Here is an 18516-nt window from a genome sequence, read left to right on the forward strand (position 1 = left end):
GCTCACCCCCGCCGGGGCCGCGCGCGGAGCCAGGTTCGTCGTCCGCCCGAGCAGCTTCAGTCCATGGGGCACACGGGGCCGACCGATTGGCCTGGCAGGTACGCCTGGTGTTCCTCGGGCGTGAAGTCGCGGTCGACGGCCCGACAGATCTTGTGGACGGCTTCGGCGGGTTGGAGGAGGGTCACGCCCCACAGCCGCGCGGTCTTGTCGGTGGTTCCGGTGGCGAGTGTGTTTCCGTCGGGGCTGAACGCCACCGCGTTCACCGTGTCGTTGTGGGGCAGGGTGGCGCGGGTCTCGTGGGTGCGCACGTCCCACAGCCGCGCGGTCTTGTCGGTGGTTCCGGTGGCGAGTGTGTTTCCGTCGGGGCTGAACGCCACCGCATACACCATGTCGTTGTGGGCCAAGGTGGCGCGGGACTCGTGGGTGCGCATGTCCCACAGCCATACGGTGGAGTCTGCGCTGCCCGTGGCGAGTGTGTTTCCGTCGGGGCTGAACGCCACCGCGTATACCGGCCCGGTGTGGCCGGGCAGAGTGGTCGGAGTCTCGTCGAGCGGGGTCACCGTCCACAGAAGCACGCTGTTGTCGACGCTGCCGGTGGCGAGTGTGTGCCCGTCGGGGCTGAATGCCACCGAGGCCACCGCGTCGCTGTGGAGCAGGGGAGCGCTGCTCTCACGGGTGGCGAGGTCCCACAGCAGCACGGAGGCGTCGCGACTTCCGGTGGCGAGGGTGAGCCCGTCGGGGCTGAACGCGACCGAGGTCACCTGGTCGGTGTGGCCTTTCAGGGTGGCCAGGGCTTTCCCGGTGGCGACGTCCCACAGCATCGTGGTCTTGTCGGCGCTGCCGGTGGCGAGGGTGAGCCCGTCGGGGCTGAACGCGACCGAGGTCACCTGGTCGGTGTGGCCTTTCAGGGTGGCCAGGGCTTTCCCGGTGGCGACGTCCCACAGCACCGTGGTCTTGTCAGTGCTTCCGGTGGCGAGCGTGTGTCCGTCGGGGCTGAACGCCACACAAATCACCGCGTCCGTGTGTCCGGTCAGAGCGAGGCGGTTAGTGCCGGTGGTGAGATCCCACAGTCGTACGGTCTTGTCGTGGCTGCCGGTGGCGAGCGTGTGTCCGTCGGGGCTGAACGCCACTGAGGTCACCGTGTCGGTGTGGCCGGGCAGGGTGGTACGGATCGTGCCCGTGGCGACGTCCCACAGCGCCGCGCTGTTGTCGGCGCTTCCGGTGGCGAGTGTGCTCCCGTCGGGGCTGAACGCCATGGACCACACCCCGTCGGTATGGGTGGCGAGGGTGCTACGGCTCTTCCCGGTGGATACGTCCCGCAGCACCACGGTGTAGTCGTCACCTTCAGTGGCGAGCGTGCGTCCGTCGGGGCTGAATGCCACCGAGCCGGCCGTTTCGCTCTGGATGGTGAATTTGTCCCGGAGTGCGCCTGTGGTCACGTCCCACAGCCGTACGGTCCTGTCGGGGCTGCCGGTGGCGAGGGTGCGTCCGTCCGGGCTGAACGCTATGGACCACACCAAGTTGGAGTGGCCTTTCAGGGTGGCCCGGAGCACGCCTGTCGCCACGTCCCACAGCATGACTTTGTTGTCGTCGCTGCCGGTGGCGAGGGTGCGTCCGTCGGGGCTGAACGCTATGGACCACACCAAACCGGAGTGGCCTTTCAGGGTGGCCCGGGGACTGCCGGTCGCCACGTCCCACAGCACGACCGTGTTGTCCTCGCTGTCAGTGGCCAGAGTGCGTCCGTCGGGGCTGAACGCCACCGCGCCCACCTTCACGGTCTGCGGCAGGGTGCTGCGCATCGTGCCGGTGGCCACGTCCCACAGCCGCACGGACCCGTCGCCGCTTCCGGTGGCCAGGGTGCGTCCGTCGGGGCTGAACGCCACCCGGTTCACCCAATCGGTGTGACCGATCAGGCGTCGCTGCAGTGGGAGAGCTGCGGCGTTTCGCAGGCTTTCCTTGGACTCGGGAGTGGGACTGGTGCGGTAGGCGTGGACGGCCAGGAGCGCGGCGAGGTCGGGGTTCTTGCCGATGAGCGTGCTGGACTGGGTGGCGAGTTCACGGGACTGGGCTGTCTGCTGTTGGGTGACGGCCGTCCGCCACTGCCAGACGGCTCCTCCCACGGCGACGAGGGCGAGGGCGAGTAGCGCGGCCAGGATGGTGTTGAGGCGCCTGCTGCGCCGGATGACGGCCTGCTGGCGTTCCTTGCTTGCCGTGAGGAAGGTGGCGATGTCGCCCGGCAGACGGCGTTGTTGCGACCATTCGAGACCTTCTGCCAGTGCTGTTCCCCCGAGCAGGTCTCCGGGGTGGTTCCCTTCGGCGTAGCGGGCGCGCCGTGCGCGGGTGTGGTCGAGCCACTCCTGGAAGCGGTGGTCTTGATGGACCCAGTCGCGCAGTGTGCCCCAGTCGCGGATGAGTGCGTCGTGGATCAGTTCGGCCACGGGCAGCGCGGGTGGGGTGTTGCGCAGGAGGGAGATGGGGAGTGTGTGGGTGGTGATGATGCGATGACGCTTGAGGTGCGCGAGGACTTCGTCGATGTCTTCGCCGCCATCGGGCTCCCCGCTGAGGTCGGCTGCCATTTCGCGCAGTTCTTGCAGGGGGACCTGCTCGCGGATGGCGGGGATGTTGTGGCGGGGGTCGGCGGAGCGCACCAAGGAAGTCAGGATGCGTTGTGCGATGGGCCGTTGCCCCGTGGACAGCTGGTTGAGGGCCGTGTCGCACCAAGTGGTCAGGCTTCCGGTGACTCCGCCGATGCGCCGGTAGGCATCGTGGGTGAGGTACCCGTCGTGGCGCCGTTGCCACAGCTGGCTGAGTGTCAGCTCCAGCACAGGCAGCACGGTGACCGGTGCCTGGCCGGTCGTGGCCCCCTCGGGAGTGGTGGCGAGGACGTCGGTGATGATCTGCTCGGGCAGCCCCTGCTCGAAGCGGGCGCCCGCCTTCAGGGCGGGCAGGGTGATGATGTCGTGCAGGTCGTTCCGGCTCAGGGTGCCCGGTATGTTCAGGAGCCCCGGCATCGCGGCCTCCAGCAACTTGGGTGCCAGGGCGGCCTGCTGGGGGTAGAAGTCGTCACGCATGATCAGGATCAGGTCGAGTGCGGCGTGCGACCTGACCGCGGTGGTGATCTGGTCCGTGGCAGCCAGGCGGCGCTCCAGCTGCTGGCCGGCTGCGGGGTGAGTGAAGAGCTCTTCGAACTGGTCGATGATCAGTACGACGCGTTGACAAGCGGGTTCGGCGGAGAGTCGGCGGGTGACGGCCGTGGCGATTCCGTCACTGCCGACCCCGGACAGTCCGGCGCGCTCGAGTTCGGCCAGCAGGTCCTGCCGTGGCCGGATGACCACGGGCAGCCACGTGTCGCTGCCCGGGAGCCCGCCTGCGGCCAGTGCGGGCAGGACACCGGCCTGGATCAGGGATGATTTGCCCGAGCCGGAGGGCCCCAGCAGCAGGGTCACCCGCTGCTGCTGGTGCATGTTCGCCAGTACCTGCCGGACCGCGTCCTTCCGGCCCTCGAACCACTGGGCCTCTTCTGCGGTGAACGACTCCAGTCCCCGGTAGGGGCACACATCCTGTTCGGTCAGCTCGGGCCAGATCTCCCGCAGTACCTGAACAGGCGTGATGTAGGCGATGCCCTGCCCCCTCTCATTCTCGTCGGGGACGGTGATCTCCGTGACCATCCCGACGACCAAGCCGGTCACTTCGTCCATGACCGGCGCGCCGCTGAACCCGGTGGTCAGGTCGTTGGCTCCGGTCAACTGCAAATGGATGCCCCTGCCCTCGGTGGCCGGCAGCAGATCGCCGGCCACCGCATACCCGAAGTGCCCGCCGACGGGGGCCTGGGTGGGGAACCCGAACGAGCGCACGGCGTGGTCCCGGCAGCCCGCCGCGGAGCCCAACGGCAAGGCCTCCGTAACCGCCGACGCATCGGCCAGCCGCAGGATGGCCACGTCTTGGTCCTCAGGGGCACGCCACGGCTCGTCCAGGACAAGGCCCTCGAGCCTGCGTGCCCCGCCCGCGTGCGGAAAGACCAGCTGCACATGCTCGCCGGGCCCCGCTCCGGCAGCGCGTACGACGTGGGCACAGGTGACAAGGATGCCCTCGGCAGCCAGGAAGCCGGCCCCGGTCACCTGATCATCCGGTCCGAGGATCTGGGCCACGGCGGCGAGCAGACGCGCGCTGTGGTCACGGGTCGGACCAGTGCCTGCGTTGTCCATGGGATCACCCCGAATGCTCGTCCGCGTCGGGACGGCCAGGACTGTCCTTTTTCCACGTCATGGTCACCCTCAGGTGGCCGTTGGCGCTGGTCTTGGTGATCACGGCCCCGGCGGCGACCGAAAGGTCGACGCCGAACTCGACCGTGATCCCGTCAGGGCCGGCCTTGCGCAGCTGGTCGAGCGTCGTGTGCGCCGCCTCGGCGACCGACCCCAAAGCCTCTTGCAGATTCCCCGGCAGGTCATGAATGGCATCGCTGATGACGCCTGCCTTCAGCGGCCCGTCCACCCTGGCCGGAGCCTCGACCAGGATGGAGCCCCCGCCGTCCAACGGAATCCGAGCCAGATACGTCATGGCCCCTCCACTCATCGTGCTCGTCGGCGGTGCTGACGACCAGTGCGCCGACGGGGCCCGCGCAGGGGCTTGCCGTCCCGGCGCCGGTGGCGGTGACGTGAGGTTCATCGGCCGCGCAAGCGCCGACACCCTCTCTCGATCATCGTCCGATACGGCGTATACCGCATCTGGAGAGGATATTTAGTACAATTAGCGATTATATTTACTTTGTATCCTGCCCGGCGATGGGAGTGCGGACATGGTTGAGCGGGACAGCCCGGAGAAGCGGGGGCGGCTGAGTCGGCCGCTGGTGCTCGCCGCAGCCGTAGCGCTGGTCGACAGGGACGGGCTCGCGGCGCTGACCATGCGGCGCCTGGCCACCGATCTGGGCGTCGAGCCGATGGCCATCTACCGCTACACCGCTGGCAAGGAGGCGCTGCTCGACGGCCTGGTCGAGGCCTTCTTCGCAGAGGTCAACGACCGGCTGCGCACCTCCGCCGAGGCAGGGGCCGGGGCGGCCCGCTCCGACCCGGGGGCCGACTGGCACGCAGAGCTGCGCAGGATCGCCCGCGCCTTCGCCTCCGCGGTGCACGCCCATCCCGAGATCCTGCCCGTGGTGGCCACGCGCCCGCTCAGCGTGCCGATGGCCCGACGCCCGGCGCCTCTGCTCCAACTCACGGAGCACATCCTCGCCGTCCTGGGCCGGGCCGGCTTCGACGACGCCACCACGCTGACGGTCTACCGCGCCTTCGTGGCCTGGAACCTGGGCTGCCTCCTGGTGGACAAGCGTCAGGTGGTTGACGACACCGAGGAGCCGGACCTGATCCTGCGCCTCGGCCTGCACCGGCTGCCCGCCGCCGAGTACCCGCGCCTGCGCGCGCTCGTCCCGCGACTCGCCGAGTACGACGACGAGCAGGAGCTGGTCGCGGGCCTGGACGGCCTGCTGAGCCGGATCGCCGAGCCGCCCCATGATTCGTTCTACGGCGGAAGCACGCCCTGAGGATACGAAGTAAACGTCGAGCATATGCGTACATCTGCATGTATATGTAGGCTCGCGACAGTGGCGGCTCAAAGGGGTGGCGGGATCCGGAGGGGGACGGGCTCCGTCGCTCGCTGCCGCCGGGCCGGGTCTCGTAGCCTGGGCGCCATGCTCTCTCTCGAGTCCGAGGACCCCGTGGCCGTGGCCGTCACGGCCGCCATCCGGGGCGGCGACCTCGACGGGCTGCGCCGGCTGCTCGCCGCACACCCCGGGCTGGCCGCGGGCCGGATCGTGAAGCGGGGCGCCGCCGCCGGTGAGCGCAGCCTGCTGCACATCGCCGTGGACTGGCCCGGCCACCACCCACGCACCGCCGAGGTGATCCGTACCCTCGTGGCCGCCGGGGCCGCTCCCGGAGCCGGGTTCGTCGGCTCGCACCCCGAGACCCCGCTGCACTGGGCGGCGAGCAACGACGACGTGGCCGCGATCGACGCACTGGTCGAGGCGGGCGCCGACATCGAGGCTCCCGGGGCCGTCCTGGGCGGCGGGGCCCCACTGGCCGACGCGACCGGCTTCGGCCAGTGGCGGGCGGCCCGCCGACTGCTCGAACTCGGAGCCCGCCCCACCCTCCAGGACGCGGCCACCCTCGGACTGCTGGACAGGGTCGAGGAGTTCGTGGCCGCGGGAGTGGGTCGGGAGGAGCTCGACAGCGCCCTCTGGGGCGCGTGCCACGGAGGCCGACTGTCCACGGCTCGGTACCTGCTGTCCCGAGGCGCGGACATCAACTGGATCGGCTACGACGAGCTGACCCCCCTCGACATCGCCCTGACCGGCCAGGACGCGCCCCTTCTGGACTGGCTCCGGTCTTCCGGCGCCCGGACCCGCGAGGAGATTTCGCGCGACTGATCCACGACCGGCCCCCGAATTGATTGGATCTTCCGCCCGCGCCATGACATGGTTGGTCCTGCCGAAGGGGTGTAGCTCAGTTGGTCAGAGCGTCGGTCTCCAAAACCGAATGTCGCAGGTTCGACTCCTGTCACCCCTGCTGTGCAGGACGCCCTGTGGCCCAGGCTGGACGAGTGATCGTCCGACCTGGGCCACAGGTGTTCCCGCCGGGATTTCGCTGGTCAGCTCTTGCGGGCCAGCGGTTGTCCGGCGAAGCTCACCCTTTCCAGGCCGTGAGCCATGAGGTTGCGGATGTTGCTGTGATCGGTGCCGTTCGGCGTCGCCAGCACACTGCGGTAGTGCTCGCCGAATGCCCACAGCGCCTCTTGGTCGCTCAGCCCTTCCAGCAGGGCCAGTCCCAGGGTCTTGCAGGAGCCCTCGTTCTCGCCCGCGGCGTTTTCGAGGTCCCCGTTGCGGAACGCCTGCGGCTGATACTCGTAATGCGCGGCGACGAAGGCCAAGGTGTCGGCGAACTCGTGCTCACCTGACGCAAGGCTTGTCCGCAGCGAGCTGAGATCAGTCATGTTGGTTCCCCTGGGTTGGACGGACGGTCCGTATGCCGTCCGTGACCGGCCGACAATACCGCCTGCGGCCAGTCGACACGAGCGACATCTCCGCAGGTCACGATGTGTGTCTGTGTGATCCGACGAGAGCCCGTTCCGTGCGGGGTTACTGGCGCCGGCGGAACGGGCAGATGACCGCTGTGCGTTCGTCGTCGAGGGCCTTGACCGACATCTTGTCGAGGTGCCAGCCCTGGGCTTCGAAGCTCATTCCTGGTAGCCGTAGGGGCGGGTGATCAGTTCCATCCCGTGCCCCGAGGGGTCCTGGAAGTACACGCCCCGGCCGCCGTCGTTGTGGTTGATCTCGCCGGGCAGCCGGCCGTGCGGGTCGGCGAAGTAGGTGATCTTCGCCCGCTTGATCTTCTCGAAGGCCTCGTCGAATTCGGCCTCGGAGACGAGGAACGCGTAGTGCTGGGCCGTGATGGACTCGGCCGGAATGGTCGCGAAGTCCAGGGTGACGCCGTTGGCGGTGTCGACGGGGATGAACGGGCCCCAGGGGGCTCCGACCTCCAGGCCGAGGAAGTACGCCAGGAACTCGGCCGATTCCCGGTTGTCACGGGAGTGGATGATCGTGTGGTTGAGCTGAATCGCCATGGGTGGATGCCTCCGAAAGGCATGTCTCGGCACCTCCATGTCTCACCCAGTCGGTGACCGACACGCGATGCCGCGACATGATCCTAAACACCCCTTACGGGTGGAGTCCAGTGCATTCGGGCTGACCGGCGGCGGGGGCCTCGGGCCTCAAGAGCCCGAACCCCCGTACACCGCCTTCACGTTGTCCTGCGCCGGGTGCGTCCTGCCCGCAGGGCCGGCGGCGAAGGCCCGCAGCAGGTTCTCCGTCACCCGCGTGGTCAGTGCCCCCGACCGCGCGTCCAGGCCGTGGTTGGCTCCGCTGCGCCCGTCGCCCGTCGCGTCCAGGGCCTCCACCCAGCGCATCGTGCCGGTCGCGAAGACCCCGGCGCCGCTCGGCACGGTGTAGTACGCCGTGTCCTGGTGGCTGGGGCGGCCCTCGCAGACCACGGGGGAGTGGGCCAGGATCTCGATCGGGCGGGGGGTGGGGAAACCGGTGTTGACCTTGTCGTACTCCACGCCGACCAGGTGCGCGAACGTATCGCCCGCCTTCGTGCCCGTGCCCTCGAAGAGCCAGTGGCCCGGGTTGGTCACCACGTACGGGGCGTCCACCGGGTAGCCGTCGTAGATCACGCCGAGCAGCGAACTCTCGGGGTCGGCCCCGGGCGCGGAGCGGAAGTCGACGGTGGCGGGGTGACCGCGTTTGAAGCCGGGGTCCTGCTCGTAGGAGGACTTGTAGCAGACCAGCGTGCGGTCCGGTCCGAGATCGGACGCCTCCAGCCGGATCCGGCGGAAGCAGCAGTTGGCCCCGAGGATCGCGATGTTGGTGCCGGCGTCCCGGGCGGCCGTGAAGTGCGCGCGCTGTTCCGGCGACCAGTACTCGTCGTGGCCGAGGGAAAGGACCGCCGAAGCCCCCTCCAGCAACCGCTTCTCCCGGGCCACGTCGGTGGTCGTCGTGTACGCCAGGGGTATGCCGAGCCGCTCGGCGAGCGCGAGCAGCGGAGCCTCGTAGACGAGGAACAGGCCCGCGCCGTCGTCGTACTCGTACGGCCGGTCGAAGGAGACCGCCAGCGAGCGCGAGGCGTAGCCCCCGGAGGGGCCGTCGTAGCTGCCGTAGCCGCCCCAGCGGTTGTACGCCTGCCAGGTCGCCACCGCGTTGACCACGACGGTACGTCCGGTCGTGGCGGCCGAGCGCACGGTGACGGGGACGAAGCGCTGGCCCTCGCCGCCCTGCGCGTCCAGCCGCAGCAGGTAGCAGCCCTCGGGCCAGTCCTTGGTCTCGACGGTGGCGCTACGGGTCCACCGGGTGCGGACCATGCGGGTCGCCGCATCCACCGTGTGGTCGGGCTGGCGCGCCCCGGGCAGGGCCTCGGACCGCCAGACCAGGCGGGCGCGGGCTCCGCCGTACCAGCCCATGCGGTAGGCGGAGACGGTGAACCGCGGTGCGGTGGTGGAGACGTGCAGGCCGAAGGACTCGCCGGGCAGGACGCTCACCTTGTCGGCGAAGCCCTCGATGGCCCGCGCCGGACCGGCCTTGGTCACCTGCCAGTCGGCGTTCCCCGGGCGGGCGTTCTCGGCCTTGACGTCGAAGCCGCGGGACCCGTCCTTGTCCGGCGAACCGGACGGCTTCGGGCCCTTGCCGGGGCCCGCTCCATCCGCCCCTCCCGTGTGGGCGGCGTCGGTGTTCGCGCAGCCGGCCGTGGCGGCCAGCCCGGCGGCGGTGGCCGCCGCCCCCGTCGCCATGACGAGAAACCGCCGTCTGCCGGCGCCGGTGCCTTCGCCGCCCTCGTGGCCTGCGCCGTCCCCGGTTATGTGCTCCTGATCCATACAGGGCACGTTATGTCACCCTGTGGCCATGGCTTTTACCGCCCCGCGCGGGTCCCCGGGATCAGCCCAGCCGCACCACCACCTCCTGGGAGGCCCCCTCCAGCGAGGCCAGGCTGCCGAAGTCGATTCGCAGCCCGGTCCCGCCGGTGGCCGCGACCACGCTCGCCGCCCGGGAGAGCACTTGGGCCACGGGCCGGTTCCAGACCAGGGTCAGGGCCGTCAGCGTGCGGGTCGGGTCCGAGACGCAGACCACGGCCGTGCCGTCGCCCCGCTCCCGCACCGTCACCGAACAGGGCGCGCTCGCCCGCAGCGGGCCCACCGTCGCGGCCTGCCAGAAGTTGACCCCGGTGAAGCCGAGCGAGCCGACCGACACACCCTGGGCGGCCGGGCCGTTGGCGAGCAGGGTCAGCCATCCGGTCGCTGCGGCCCGCGCCGAGGTCTGGGCGGCGGAGGCGCCGGGCATCAGCTGGTGGACGTAGCCGCCGTCGGTCGGATCCGTCCCGTGGTCGTACCAGAGGGTCAGGTAGCGCCGGGTCAGGGGAGTGGTGGAAGCGCTCCGGTTGATATCGCTCCACTTGCCGGTACGGGCCTCCCGCAGCGCCCGGAAGGTGCCGGAGCCCGACATCACGTACCCGCCGAAGCCCGCCAGGTGCGCCCAGCCGGGTCCGGGGAAGGAGGCCGTCCAGCCCAGGGTGGCCGGCTGGAGCGCGCCGCCGACGGTCAGGGCGTGGGCGCCGGTCGCGCCCAGGTTCCGGTTGTCGATGACCGAGTCGACCGCGGTGCCGTCCGAGGCGCTGATCCCGGCGCCCAGACACACCACCGTGTCGTCGAGGAAGAACCACGACTTGCGCGCCGTGAGCGTGCTCCCCAGCCCTTTCAGGTGCTGGCCCACCGAGGCGAACTCGCCGTCCGTGGTGCCACCCACCCACGTGACGTCCGGCCGGGCGGCCCCCCAGTCGCCGCCCGCGCCGTCGGCCAGCGCCTTGCGCGAGGCCGTGATCCCGGGCAGCCGGTACGGATTCACCGTGGGCCAGAAGGCGTCCGAGTACTGCCCGTTGCCGTAGCCGGACCCCCACCAGCAGAGCATGCCGCTACCGGTGTGCCAGCCGCGCAGGTTCTCGCCGTTGCCCGTCTCGTAGTGGGTGATCCGCTTCGAAGCCATGGACAGGGAGGCCGCCCAGGCGGGCCGCCGGTGCGTGGCCCGGTCCATCGACGGGAACAGCCGGTGCGCCACCGGCTCCGCCGCGGCCGTGACCGACGCGTCCGCCGAGACCTCGGAGATCCGGGCCAGGGCCGACAGGGTCTGGGTGGTGTCCGACAGCGGTGCGCTGTAGTAGTCCCGCGCCGCCCAGCCCTTGACCAGGGCCCGCCAGCGGGCCCGTTCGGTACTGCTCGCGCCCTCGGAGAGCAGCAGGATCGCGGCGAGTACGGCGTGGCCGCGCGTGTGGTCGTCCATCTGCACCTGTAGGGGATCGGCCACCTGGACGCCCCGGCTGGGGGCCCGCCCCGAGACCGCGTCCATCATCAGGCCGTTGAACAGGAACGGCGCCCACGCGTGCTCCACCGCGTCGAAGACGATCTGCGAGCCGGGATCGGTGACCTCCCACGCCGTACCCTTCAACAGGCCGAACAGCATGCCCAGGCCGCCGAGCATGACCGATCCGTACGAGCCGGTGTACGCGACGTAGGAATGCTGGATGAAGGAGCCGTCCCGGTAGAGCCCGTCGCCGGTGGTGACGAACGGGAAGACCGGGGACAGGGCGTCCCGGGCCAGCGCGATCTTCGCGTCCTCCCCGGCGACCACCCCGCGCAGCGCCAGCACCCGGCACAGGTCCACCCGGTTCGCGCCCGTGCTGGTCCCGGAGTACGAGGCGACCACCGAGTCCGGCACGAAATGGTCCACCGCCGCGCAGTAGTCGGCGAGCCGGTCCGCCGGCAGCCGGTCGTGGAGCAGTACGCAGATGTCGAGCAGGGCCTGCGGGGCTCCGATCTGCCAGCACCACCAGTTCCCGTACCGCGCCCGGGAGGCGTTGTAGACCTGCGCGTGCATGTGGTCCAGCCCGGTCAGCAGGGCCGTCAGCAGCCCGGGGTCCCCGGTGAGCCCGGTGCCGGGACGGACATGGGCCTCGGCCATCGTCCGCAGCCGGTAGTAGCTCTGCGCCATCCACTCGGGGTCGGTGGTGAAGACCTGGTCGGGCCAGAGCGAACCGGTGGCCGGAGCCATGGCGGCCTGCCACTGGCCGGCCTGCGTGCCCAGGGCCGCCAACCGGGTACGGAACGGCTCCGCGGTCGCGGAGAACCGCGAACCCAGGATCAGGCCCTGCCAGACCGTGCGCATGGCCTCGTGGACCGAGGTCACCGTCCCCGCGACCGCCTGGAAGGCGGGCGTACCGAGCAGCACCACACCCGCACCCGCCGCCGTGAGGAAGGCGCGGCGGCTCCACACATCTGTCATCGCAGTCTCCTTTGACTGAAACGCTTCCGGCTACTCGACCCCGCTGATTCACCCGTGCTTCACGCGACATACCTCATGCGCCATGCCTCACGCGACGTGCTCGCGGTAGCGCTCGATCACCTCCCGCAGGACCTCCGCACCCTCCCGGGCCCACAGGCCCGGATGGAAGATCTCGACCTCCACCGGACCCCGGTACCCGGCCGCGTCGGTCAGCTCCCGGAAGGCCCGCAGATCGATCGAGCCGTCACCCAGCTGTCCCCGGCCGAGCAGCACGCCCTCCGGCAGCGGGGTCACCCAGTCGGCGACCTGGACGGAGACGATCCGCCCGCCCTCACCGGCCCGCCGTACCTCGGCGGGGAGCCGCTCGTCCCACCAGAGGTGGTACGAGTCGACCACCACCCCCACCTGCTCCACCGGGAACTGCTCGGCGATGTCCAGGGCCTGACCGAGCGTGGAGACCACGCAGCGGTCCGCCGCGTACATCGGATGCAGCGGCTCGATCCCCAGACGTACCCCGTGCGCGGCCGCGTACGGGGCCAGTTCGCCGAGGATGTCCGCGATCCGCCGCCGGGCCCCCGCCAGGTCCCGGTCCGCGGCCGGCAGCCCGCCCGATACCAGGACCAGGGCGTCGGCGCCCAGCTCGGCGGCCTCCTCCACGGCCCGGCGGTTGTCCTCCAGGGCGGCCGCGCGCCCGGCCGGGTCGGCGGCGGTGAAGAAGCCGCCCCGGCACAGGGAGCTGACCCGCAGCCCGGCCCCGGCCACCAGCTTCGCCGTCTCCCGCACCCCGAACCGCTGTACCGGATCGCGCCACAGCCCGACCGCGCCGACCCCTGCCGCCGTGCACCCGGCGACCAGCTCGGGCAACGACCACTGGCGGATCGTCTCCTGGTTCAGGCTGAACCGGGCCGGAGCCGGTGCCCGGCTCACGACGCCACCCCGTGCAGGGAGAGCAACTGCCGCATCCGGGCCTCGGCGAGCTCCGGATCCGGGAACAGGCCCAGGAAGTCCGCCAGCTCGTACGCTCTCGCGAGGTGGAGGAGCGAGCGGGCCGAGTGCAGACCGCCCACCATCGCGAAGTGCTCCTGATGTCCCGCAAGCCAGGCGAGGAATACCACCCCCGTCTTGTAGTACCGGGTGGGCGGAGCGAACAGGTGGCGCGACAGCGTCACCGTCGGATCCAGCAGTTCGCGGAACCCCTCCACATCGTCCCGGTCGAGTGCGTGCGCCGCCCGCGCCGCGATCGGGGCGATCGGATCGAAGATCCCCAGGAGGGCGTCGCTGGCCAGCTCCCCGTCTCCGGCGATCAGTTCCGGATAGTGGTAGTCGTCGCCCGTGTAGCAGCGCACGCCCGGCGGCAGCCGACGCCGGATGTCCACTTCACGTCCCGCGTCGAGCAGCGAGACCTTGATCCCGTCGACCTTCTCCGGGTACTCCGAGACGATCTTCAGGAAGACGTCCGTGGCCTCGTCGAGATCGGAGTGTCCCCAGTACCCCTCCAACGCCGGGTCGAACATCGGCCCCAGCCAGTGCAGGACGACCGGCCGGGCGCTCTGGCGCAGCAGCGCACCGTAGACGGCGAGATAGTCCTCCGGGCCCCGCGCCGCCGCGGCCAGGGCCCGCGAGGCCATCAGCACCGGCCCCGCCCCGCACTCCTCGACATGCGCGAGCTGCTCCTCGTACGCCGAGGTGACGGCGGCCAGGGAATGCTCCGTGCCCGGGGCCAACTGGTCGGTGCCCGCACCGCACACGATCCGGCCGCCCACCGCGCGGGCCTCGGCGGCGGACCGGCGGATCAGCTCCGCCGCGGCCGGCCAGTCCATGCCCATCCCGCGCTGCGCGGTGTCCATGGCCTCGGCGACCCCGAGACCCTGGTCCCACAGACGGCGGCGGAAGGCGAGCGTGGTCTCCCAGTCGATCGCCGGCGGCGCGTCGGCGCAGGCCCGCAGCGGATCGGCGACCACGTGCGCGGCGGAATAGAAGGTGCGGCTGCGGGCCGGTCCGCAGGTCAGCGGAGCCAGGGGAGGGGTGAGCGGAACGTGCAGGCGCAGCCCGCCGTCCGCGGAAGGGAGCCGGATGCTCACAGCGTCACCTCCGGCACCGAGAGCCGCCTGCCCTCGGCGGCGGAGCGCAGCCCGAGGTCGGCGAGCTGTACCCCGCGGGCCCCGGCCAGCAGGTCCCACTGCCAGGGTTCGTCCAGGACGACGTGGCGCAGGAACAGCTCCCACTGGGCCTTGAAGCCGTTGTCGGCGGGGCTGTTGTCCGGTACCTCCTGCCACTGGTCGCGGAACCGCTCGGTCAGCGGCAGGTCCGGGTTCCACACCGGCTTCGGCGTCGCCGCGCGGTGCTGGATCCGGCAGCCGCGCAACCCGGCCACCGCCGAGCCGTGGACCCCGTCGACCTGGAACTCCACCAGTTCGTCGCGGTTGACGCGGACGGCCCAGGAGGAGTTGATCTGGGCGACCGCCCCGCCTTCCAACTCGAAGATCCCGTACGCCGCGTCGTCGGCCGTGGCCTCGTAGGGCTTGCCCTCCTCGTCCCAGCGGCGGCCGATGTGGGTGCGTGTCAGCGCCTGCACGGTGCGGACCCGGCCGAACAGCTCGTGCATCAGGTACTCCCAGTGCGGGAACATGTCGGCGACGATGCCGCCGCCGTCCTGTGTCCGGTAGTTCCACGACGGCCGCTGGGCGGGCTGCCAGTCGCCCTCGAAGACCCAGTAGCCGAACTCCCCGCGCACGGAGAGGATCTCGCCGAAGAAGCCGCCTTCGATGAGGCGCCTGAGCTTCAGCAGGCCCGGCAGGAACAGCTTGTCCTGCACCACCCCGTGCTTGATCCCGGCGGCCTCGGCCAGTCTGGCGAGCTCGAGCGAGGACTCGAAGGTCAGGGCGGTGGGTTTCTCGCAGTACACGTGCTTGCCCGCCGCCACGGCCTGCCGTACAGCCGCCTCGCGGGCCCCGGTGACCTGCGCGTCGAAGTAGATCTCGACCTCGGGATCGGCCAGTACGGCCGTCAGGTCCGTGGACACGTGCTCCAGGCCGTGGCGCTCGGCGATGGCCCGCAGGGCCGCCTCGCGGCGACCGACCAGCACGGGCTCCGGCCAGAGCACCGTGCCGTCGCCGAGGTCGAGCCCGCCCTGTTCGCGCAGTGCGAGGAGCGAGCGGACCAGGTGCTGGCGGTATCCCATCCGCCCGGTGACGCCGTTCATTGCGATCTTGATGGTCCTGCGCTTCACGGTGTCCCCTCGTTGTGCGATGGATGCGACAGAAGCGATAGAAAGCGCTTTCACTCGCATCAGGCTAGGGTCGAACGCCATGGCAGTGCAAGACTCGAACGGGTGATAGAAAGCGCTTTCTTCATCGGCGAGAATGGAGATCCACACACCGGATGAGACGATGGGCCCGGACGGACCGGAGCGGACCGGTCGGAAGAGAACGCGAGGAGGGGCCTGATGGCGGTGACACTCGCCGAAGTCGCGGCGCAGGCGGGCGTATCGCCCGCCACGGTCTCGCGCGTGCTGAACGGCGGATATCCGGTGGCCGGCGCCACGAGGACCCGGGTGGAGCAAGCGGTCGAGGACCTCGGCTACATCGCCAACGGCCCCGCGCGGGCCCTCGCCGCCGCCACCTCCGACCTCGTCGGCGTCCTCGTCCACGACATCGCCGACAGCTTCTTCGGCATCCTCGCCGGGTCGGTCCAGCGCGCCCTGGCCCCCGGCGGCCAGGGCGGGGCCCGCCGCCTCGCCGTCGTCTGCAACACCGAGGGAGCGCCGGCCGCCGAGCTCGCCTACCTCGCGCTCCTTGAGGGACAGCGGGCCGGCGGAGTCGTCCTGACCGGCGGAGCCGTCGAGGAATCGGAGCACACCCGGGCGCTCGCCGCCCGCCTCGCCCGGATGGCCGCCGGCGGCGCCCCGGTGGTCCTGTGCGGACGTCCTCCACTGCCCATGCCCGCCGGACTCCCCGTCGCCACCGTCATGTTCGACGACCGGGGCGGCGCCTTCCGGCTCGCCGAGCACCTGCTGAGCCTCGGTCACCGCCACATCGCCTACATCGCGGGACCGCCCGGACTGAGCACCACCCGGGAGCGGCTCGCGGGACACCAGGACGCCCTGCGCCACCACGACCCCGGACTGCCCGAGCGCTGCGCGCACCTCACCGTGCACGCCGGATTCGAGCGTTCCGCCGGATACGACGCCACCCGCGAACTGCTGCGCCGGGGAGCCCCCTTCACCGCCGTCGCCGCAGCCAACGACACCGTGGCCACTGGGGTGTCCGCAGCCCTGCGCGAGGCAGGGCTGCGGATACCCGAGGACGTCTCGATCGCGGGCTTCGACGACCTGCCCGTCTGCGTGGACACCGCGCCCGCCCTCACCACGGTCCGGGTGCCGCTGCGGGAGGCGGGGATTCTCGCCGCCCAGCTCGTCACCGGCCGCAGACCGCTGCCCCCCGGCGGCATCACCACGCTCCCGGCTGAGCTGATGGTGCGCGGCTCCACCGCGCCGCCGCCCGCCGCCCCCGGGAGCCGCCCGTGAAGTACGCCTTCTCCACCCTCGGTCTGCCCGGCGCGACCCTGGAGCGCAGCGCCGCTCTGGCCGCGGCCCACGGCTACCAGGGGCTCGAACTGCGCGCCCACTCCGAGGAGCCCCTGCACCCCGGCAGCTCCGCCGCCGACCGCGCGGCGGGCCTGCGGACCCTGACCGGCGCGGGCGTCACCGTCCTCGGGGTCGCCGGGTACGCCAGGGTGGCCGCCCCCGGCCCCGACGAGCCGGTCCTCGCGGAGATCCAGGCCCTGGTCCGGCTCGCCGCCGACCTCGAAGCCCCCTGCGTACGCGTCTTCCCCGGCGGCGGTGAACTGCCCGCGGTGCAAGCCGATGCCCTCGCGGTCCGCCGCCTCCGGGCCGCCGCACCCTTCGCCGAGCGGCACGGGGTGCGGATCCTGCTGGAGACGCACGACTCGCACCGCACCGCGAACGCGACGGCCCGGGTGCTCGACCGGGTCGGGCATCCGGCCGCCGGCGCCCTGTGGGACGTGCTCCACACCTGGCTCGGGGGCGAGTCGCCCGCCGAGTCGCACCGCGCCCTGGCCGCGCACCTGGGCTACGTACAGGTCAAGGACGTGGCGTCGGCGCACGAGCCGACCCCGCTGGGGCTCGGCGCGGGCGCACTGCCGCTCGCCGAGGCGGTGGCCCTCGTACCGCCGGACGGGTGGCTCTGCTGGGAGTACGAGAAGCGCTGGTACCCCGACGCCGCCGAACTGCCGGGGCAGCTCGCGCGGGGCCGGGCGTACCTGGAAGGGCTGGTTGGCCAGGGCCTGCGGTGAAGGCTGAAGGCCGGGCGCGGTTCGGGCCGTCGGGACGTCAGGCCGACTGGCCGAGGCGGGACGGGTCGACGGGGTGACGGAAGCCGAGGCCCAGGGCGTAGCGCTCCAGTTCCTCCACCGCCGTTGCCGCCAGGCGGTCCAGTTCACCGCCGAGCGACCCTGCCACGTGTGGGGTCAGCAGCACGTTCGGCAGGTTGTACAGGGGGGAGACCGCGGGGAGCACCTCCGGCTCGGTGTGGTCCAGTACGGCGTGCAGCCGGCCCGAGACCAGTTCCTCGGTCAGTGCCGCGGTGTCGACGAGCGAGCCGCGCGCGGTGTTCACCAGGGTCGCGCCGTCGGGCATCAGGGCCAGCCGCGAAGCGTCCAGCAGGTGGCGGGTCTCGGGCAGCGCGGGAGCGTGCAGGCTCACCACGTCGCTGCGGCGCAGCAGTTCGTCGAGCGGGACGGCTTCGGCGCCCAGGGCCGCGAGCTCGGCGGGGTCGGCGTACGGGTCGTTCACCAGCACCCGCAGGTCGAAGGGGCGCAGCAGCTCCAGTACGCGCCGGCCGATGAGCGAGGCTCCGACCAGGCCGACCGTGCGCCGGTAGTTGCCGATGGCCGGGTAGCGGCGCAGCAGGTCGATGGGGCCGCGGGCCGCCCTGTAGGCGTGCGCGGATTCCAGGACGCGCTTGTTGGCGAAGAGGATGGCGGCGAGCGTGTACTCCGCGACCGGCAGGGCGTTCGCGGCGGCAGCGCTGGAGACGAGCAGCCCGCGTTCCCAGCAGGCCCGGGTGACATGGCTCTTGACGCTTCCGGCGGCGTGGACGACGGCCCGCAGGCTCGGCATCCGCTCCAGCGCGTCCGCGTCCAGCGGCGGGCACCCCCAGCCGGTGAACAGCACCTCGGCCGTGGCCAGCCGCCGGGCGAAGGCGTCCTCGGCGAAGGCGGACCCGAAGTCGGTGAGGAGCAGATCGGGGTCCACGTCGGCGACCCTCGCCAGCTCCGGCAGGACCCGGTCGCCGAGAACGGCGGCCCGGGTGCCGGGGCTCATGGCGAGCACGGTGGCGGGGCGGTACGGCGGGGCGGCGGCCGAACCGGACGGGGAGGCGGGGTGGGTCACTTGACGGCTCCTGCGGTGAGATCCGACGACGAGGGCCCCGGGGCCGCCGCTCCCCAAAGAGGCGGCTCCGGGGCTGTTCGTGAGAGGTCCATCCTTTGTGCGAACAACCATGCCGTCAAGAGTGAACGTGCAAGTCGATCAAAACAATCAGTCGGGTTCGTCCGTCCGGCCTCGCCCCGTGCCTCCGCCGGATCTCGTCCCATGCCGCCATCGCCGCGTGCTCCGGTTCGCCATG

At 71.4% G+C, this 18516-nt stretch carries 14 protein-coding genes and 1 tRNA gene; 5 read left to right on the plus strand and 10 right to left on the minus strand.

Annotated features, from left to right (window positions below; all coding sequences use genetic code 11):
* Positions 1-56: 56 nt before the first annotated feature.
* Positions 57-4205, minus strand: coding sequence for a trypsin-like peptidase domain-containing protein (locus OHU74_RS32545; protein ID WP_371619218.1), 4149 nt, complete (start codon positions 4203-4205; stop codon positions 57-59).
* Positions 4206-4209: 4 nt separating this feature from the next.
* Entirely contained in the window at positions 4210-4557 is a 348-nt protein-coding gene (locus OHU74_RS32550; protein ID WP_371619219.1) for a CU044_2847 family protein, read from the minus strand.
* Positions 4558-4795: 238 nt separating this feature from the next.
* Here OHU74_RS32550 and OHU74_RS32555 point away from each other — a divergent pair, with 238 nt between their 5' ends.
* The 3 genes from OHU74_RS32555 (at position 4796) to OHU74_RS32565 (ending at position 6557) form a co-directional block, all read left to right on the plus strand.
* Entirely contained in the window at positions 4796-5536 is a 741-nt protein-coding gene (locus tag OHU74_RS32555; protein ID WP_371619220.1) for a TetR/AcrR family transcriptional regulator, read from the plus strand.
* Positions 5537-5683: 147 nt separating this feature from the next.
* Positions 5684-6418, plus strand: coding sequence for an ankyrin repeat domain-containing protein (locus tag OHU74_RS32560; RefSeq protein WP_371619221.1), 735 nt, complete (start codon positions 5684-5686; stop codon positions 6416-6418).
* A 65-nt stretch (positions 6419-6483) separates the two neighbouring features.
* Positions 6484-6557, plus strand: a tRNA-Trp gene (locus tag OHU74_RS32565).
* Positions 6558-6639: 82 nt separating this feature from the next.
* Here the strand turns inward: OHU74_RS32565 and OHU74_RS32570 are convergent.
* The 7 genes from OHU74_RS32570 to OHU74_RS32600 form a co-directional block, all read right to left on the minus strand.
* A complete protein-coding gene (locus tag OHU74_RS32570; protein WP_371619222.1) occupies positions 6640-6981 on the minus strand; it encodes a HopJ type III effector protein in 342 nt (113 codons plus the stop codon).
* Between the two features lie 243 nt (positions 6982-7224).
* On the minus strand, positions 7225-7611 hold the full coding sequence (locus OHU74_RS32575; RefSeq protein WP_371619223.1) for a VOC family protein: 387 nt from the start codon (positions 7609-7611) through the stop codon (positions 7225-7227).
* Between the two features lie 147 nt (positions 7612-7758).
* Positions 7759-9414: a N,N-dimethylformamidase beta subunit family domain-containing protein gene (locus OHU74_RS32580; protein WP_371619224.1), complete on the minus strand. Its 1656-nt coding sequence runs from the start codon at positions 9412-9414 to the stop codon at positions 7759-7761.
* Positions 9415-9475: 61 nt separating this feature from the next.
* Positions 9476-11869, minus strand: a complete 2394-nt coding sequence (locus OHU74_RS32585) for a polysaccharide lyase 8 family protein (RefSeq protein ID WP_371619225.1) — start codon at positions 11867-11869, stop codon at positions 9476-9478.
* A gap of 87 nt (positions 11870-11956) precedes the next feature.
* Positions 11957-12796 (minus strand): sugar phosphate isomerase/epimerase family protein, encoded by an 840-nt coding sequence (locus OHU74_RS32590; protein WP_371619226.1) that lies wholly within the window; start codon positions 12794-12796, stop codon positions 11957-11959.
* Positions 12793-13950, minus strand: a complete 1158-nt coding sequence (locus OHU74_RS32595) for a dihydrodipicolinate synthase family protein (protein WP_371619227.1) — start codon at positions 13948-13950, stop codon at positions 12793-12795. The genes OHU74_RS32590 and OHU74_RS32595 overlap by 4 nt, the downstream gene beginning before the upstream one ends.
* Complete coding sequence (locus OHU74_RS32600) at positions 13947-15071, minus strand: Gfo/Idh/MocA family protein (protein WP_371619881.1); 1125 nt, start codon at positions 15069-15071, stop codon at positions 13947-13949. Before OHU74_RS32600 ends, OHU74_RS32595 begins: the two co-directional genes overlap by 4 nt.
* Before the next feature lie 243 nt (positions 15072-15314).
* Between OHU74_RS32600 and OHU74_RS32605 the strand changes: the two genes are divergently transcribed.
* Both OHU74_RS32605 and OHU74_RS32610 read left to right on the plus strand, forming a co-directional pair.
* Complete coding sequence (locus OHU74_RS32605; protein WP_371619228.1) at positions 15315-16394, plus strand: LacI family DNA-binding transcriptional regulator; 1080 nt, start codon at positions 15315-15317, stop codon at positions 16392-16394.
* Positions 16391-17182 carry a sugar phosphate isomerase/epimerase family protein gene (locus OHU74_RS32610; protein WP_371619229.1) on the plus strand — a complete coding sequence of 264 codons (792 nt, stop codon included), beginning with the start codon at positions 16391-16393 and terminating at the stop codon, positions 17180-17182. The genes OHU74_RS32605 and OHU74_RS32610 overlap by 4 nt, the downstream gene beginning before the upstream one ends.
* A 37-nt stretch (positions 17183-17219) precedes the next feature.
* Here the strand turns inward: OHU74_RS32610 and OHU74_RS32615 are convergent, their stop codons facing one another.
* On the minus strand, positions 17220-18281 hold the full coding sequence (locus tag OHU74_RS32615; RefSeq protein WP_371619230.1) for a hydroxyacid dehydrogenase: 1062 nt from the start codon (positions 18279-18281) through the stop codon (positions 17220-17222).
* Positions 18282-18516 lie beyond the last annotated feature (235 nt).

Source organism: Streptomyces sp. NBC_00454, from assembly GCF_041434015.1.
Classification (GTDB): Bacteria; Actinomycetota; Actinomycetes; order Streptomycetales; family Streptomycetaceae; genus Streptomyces.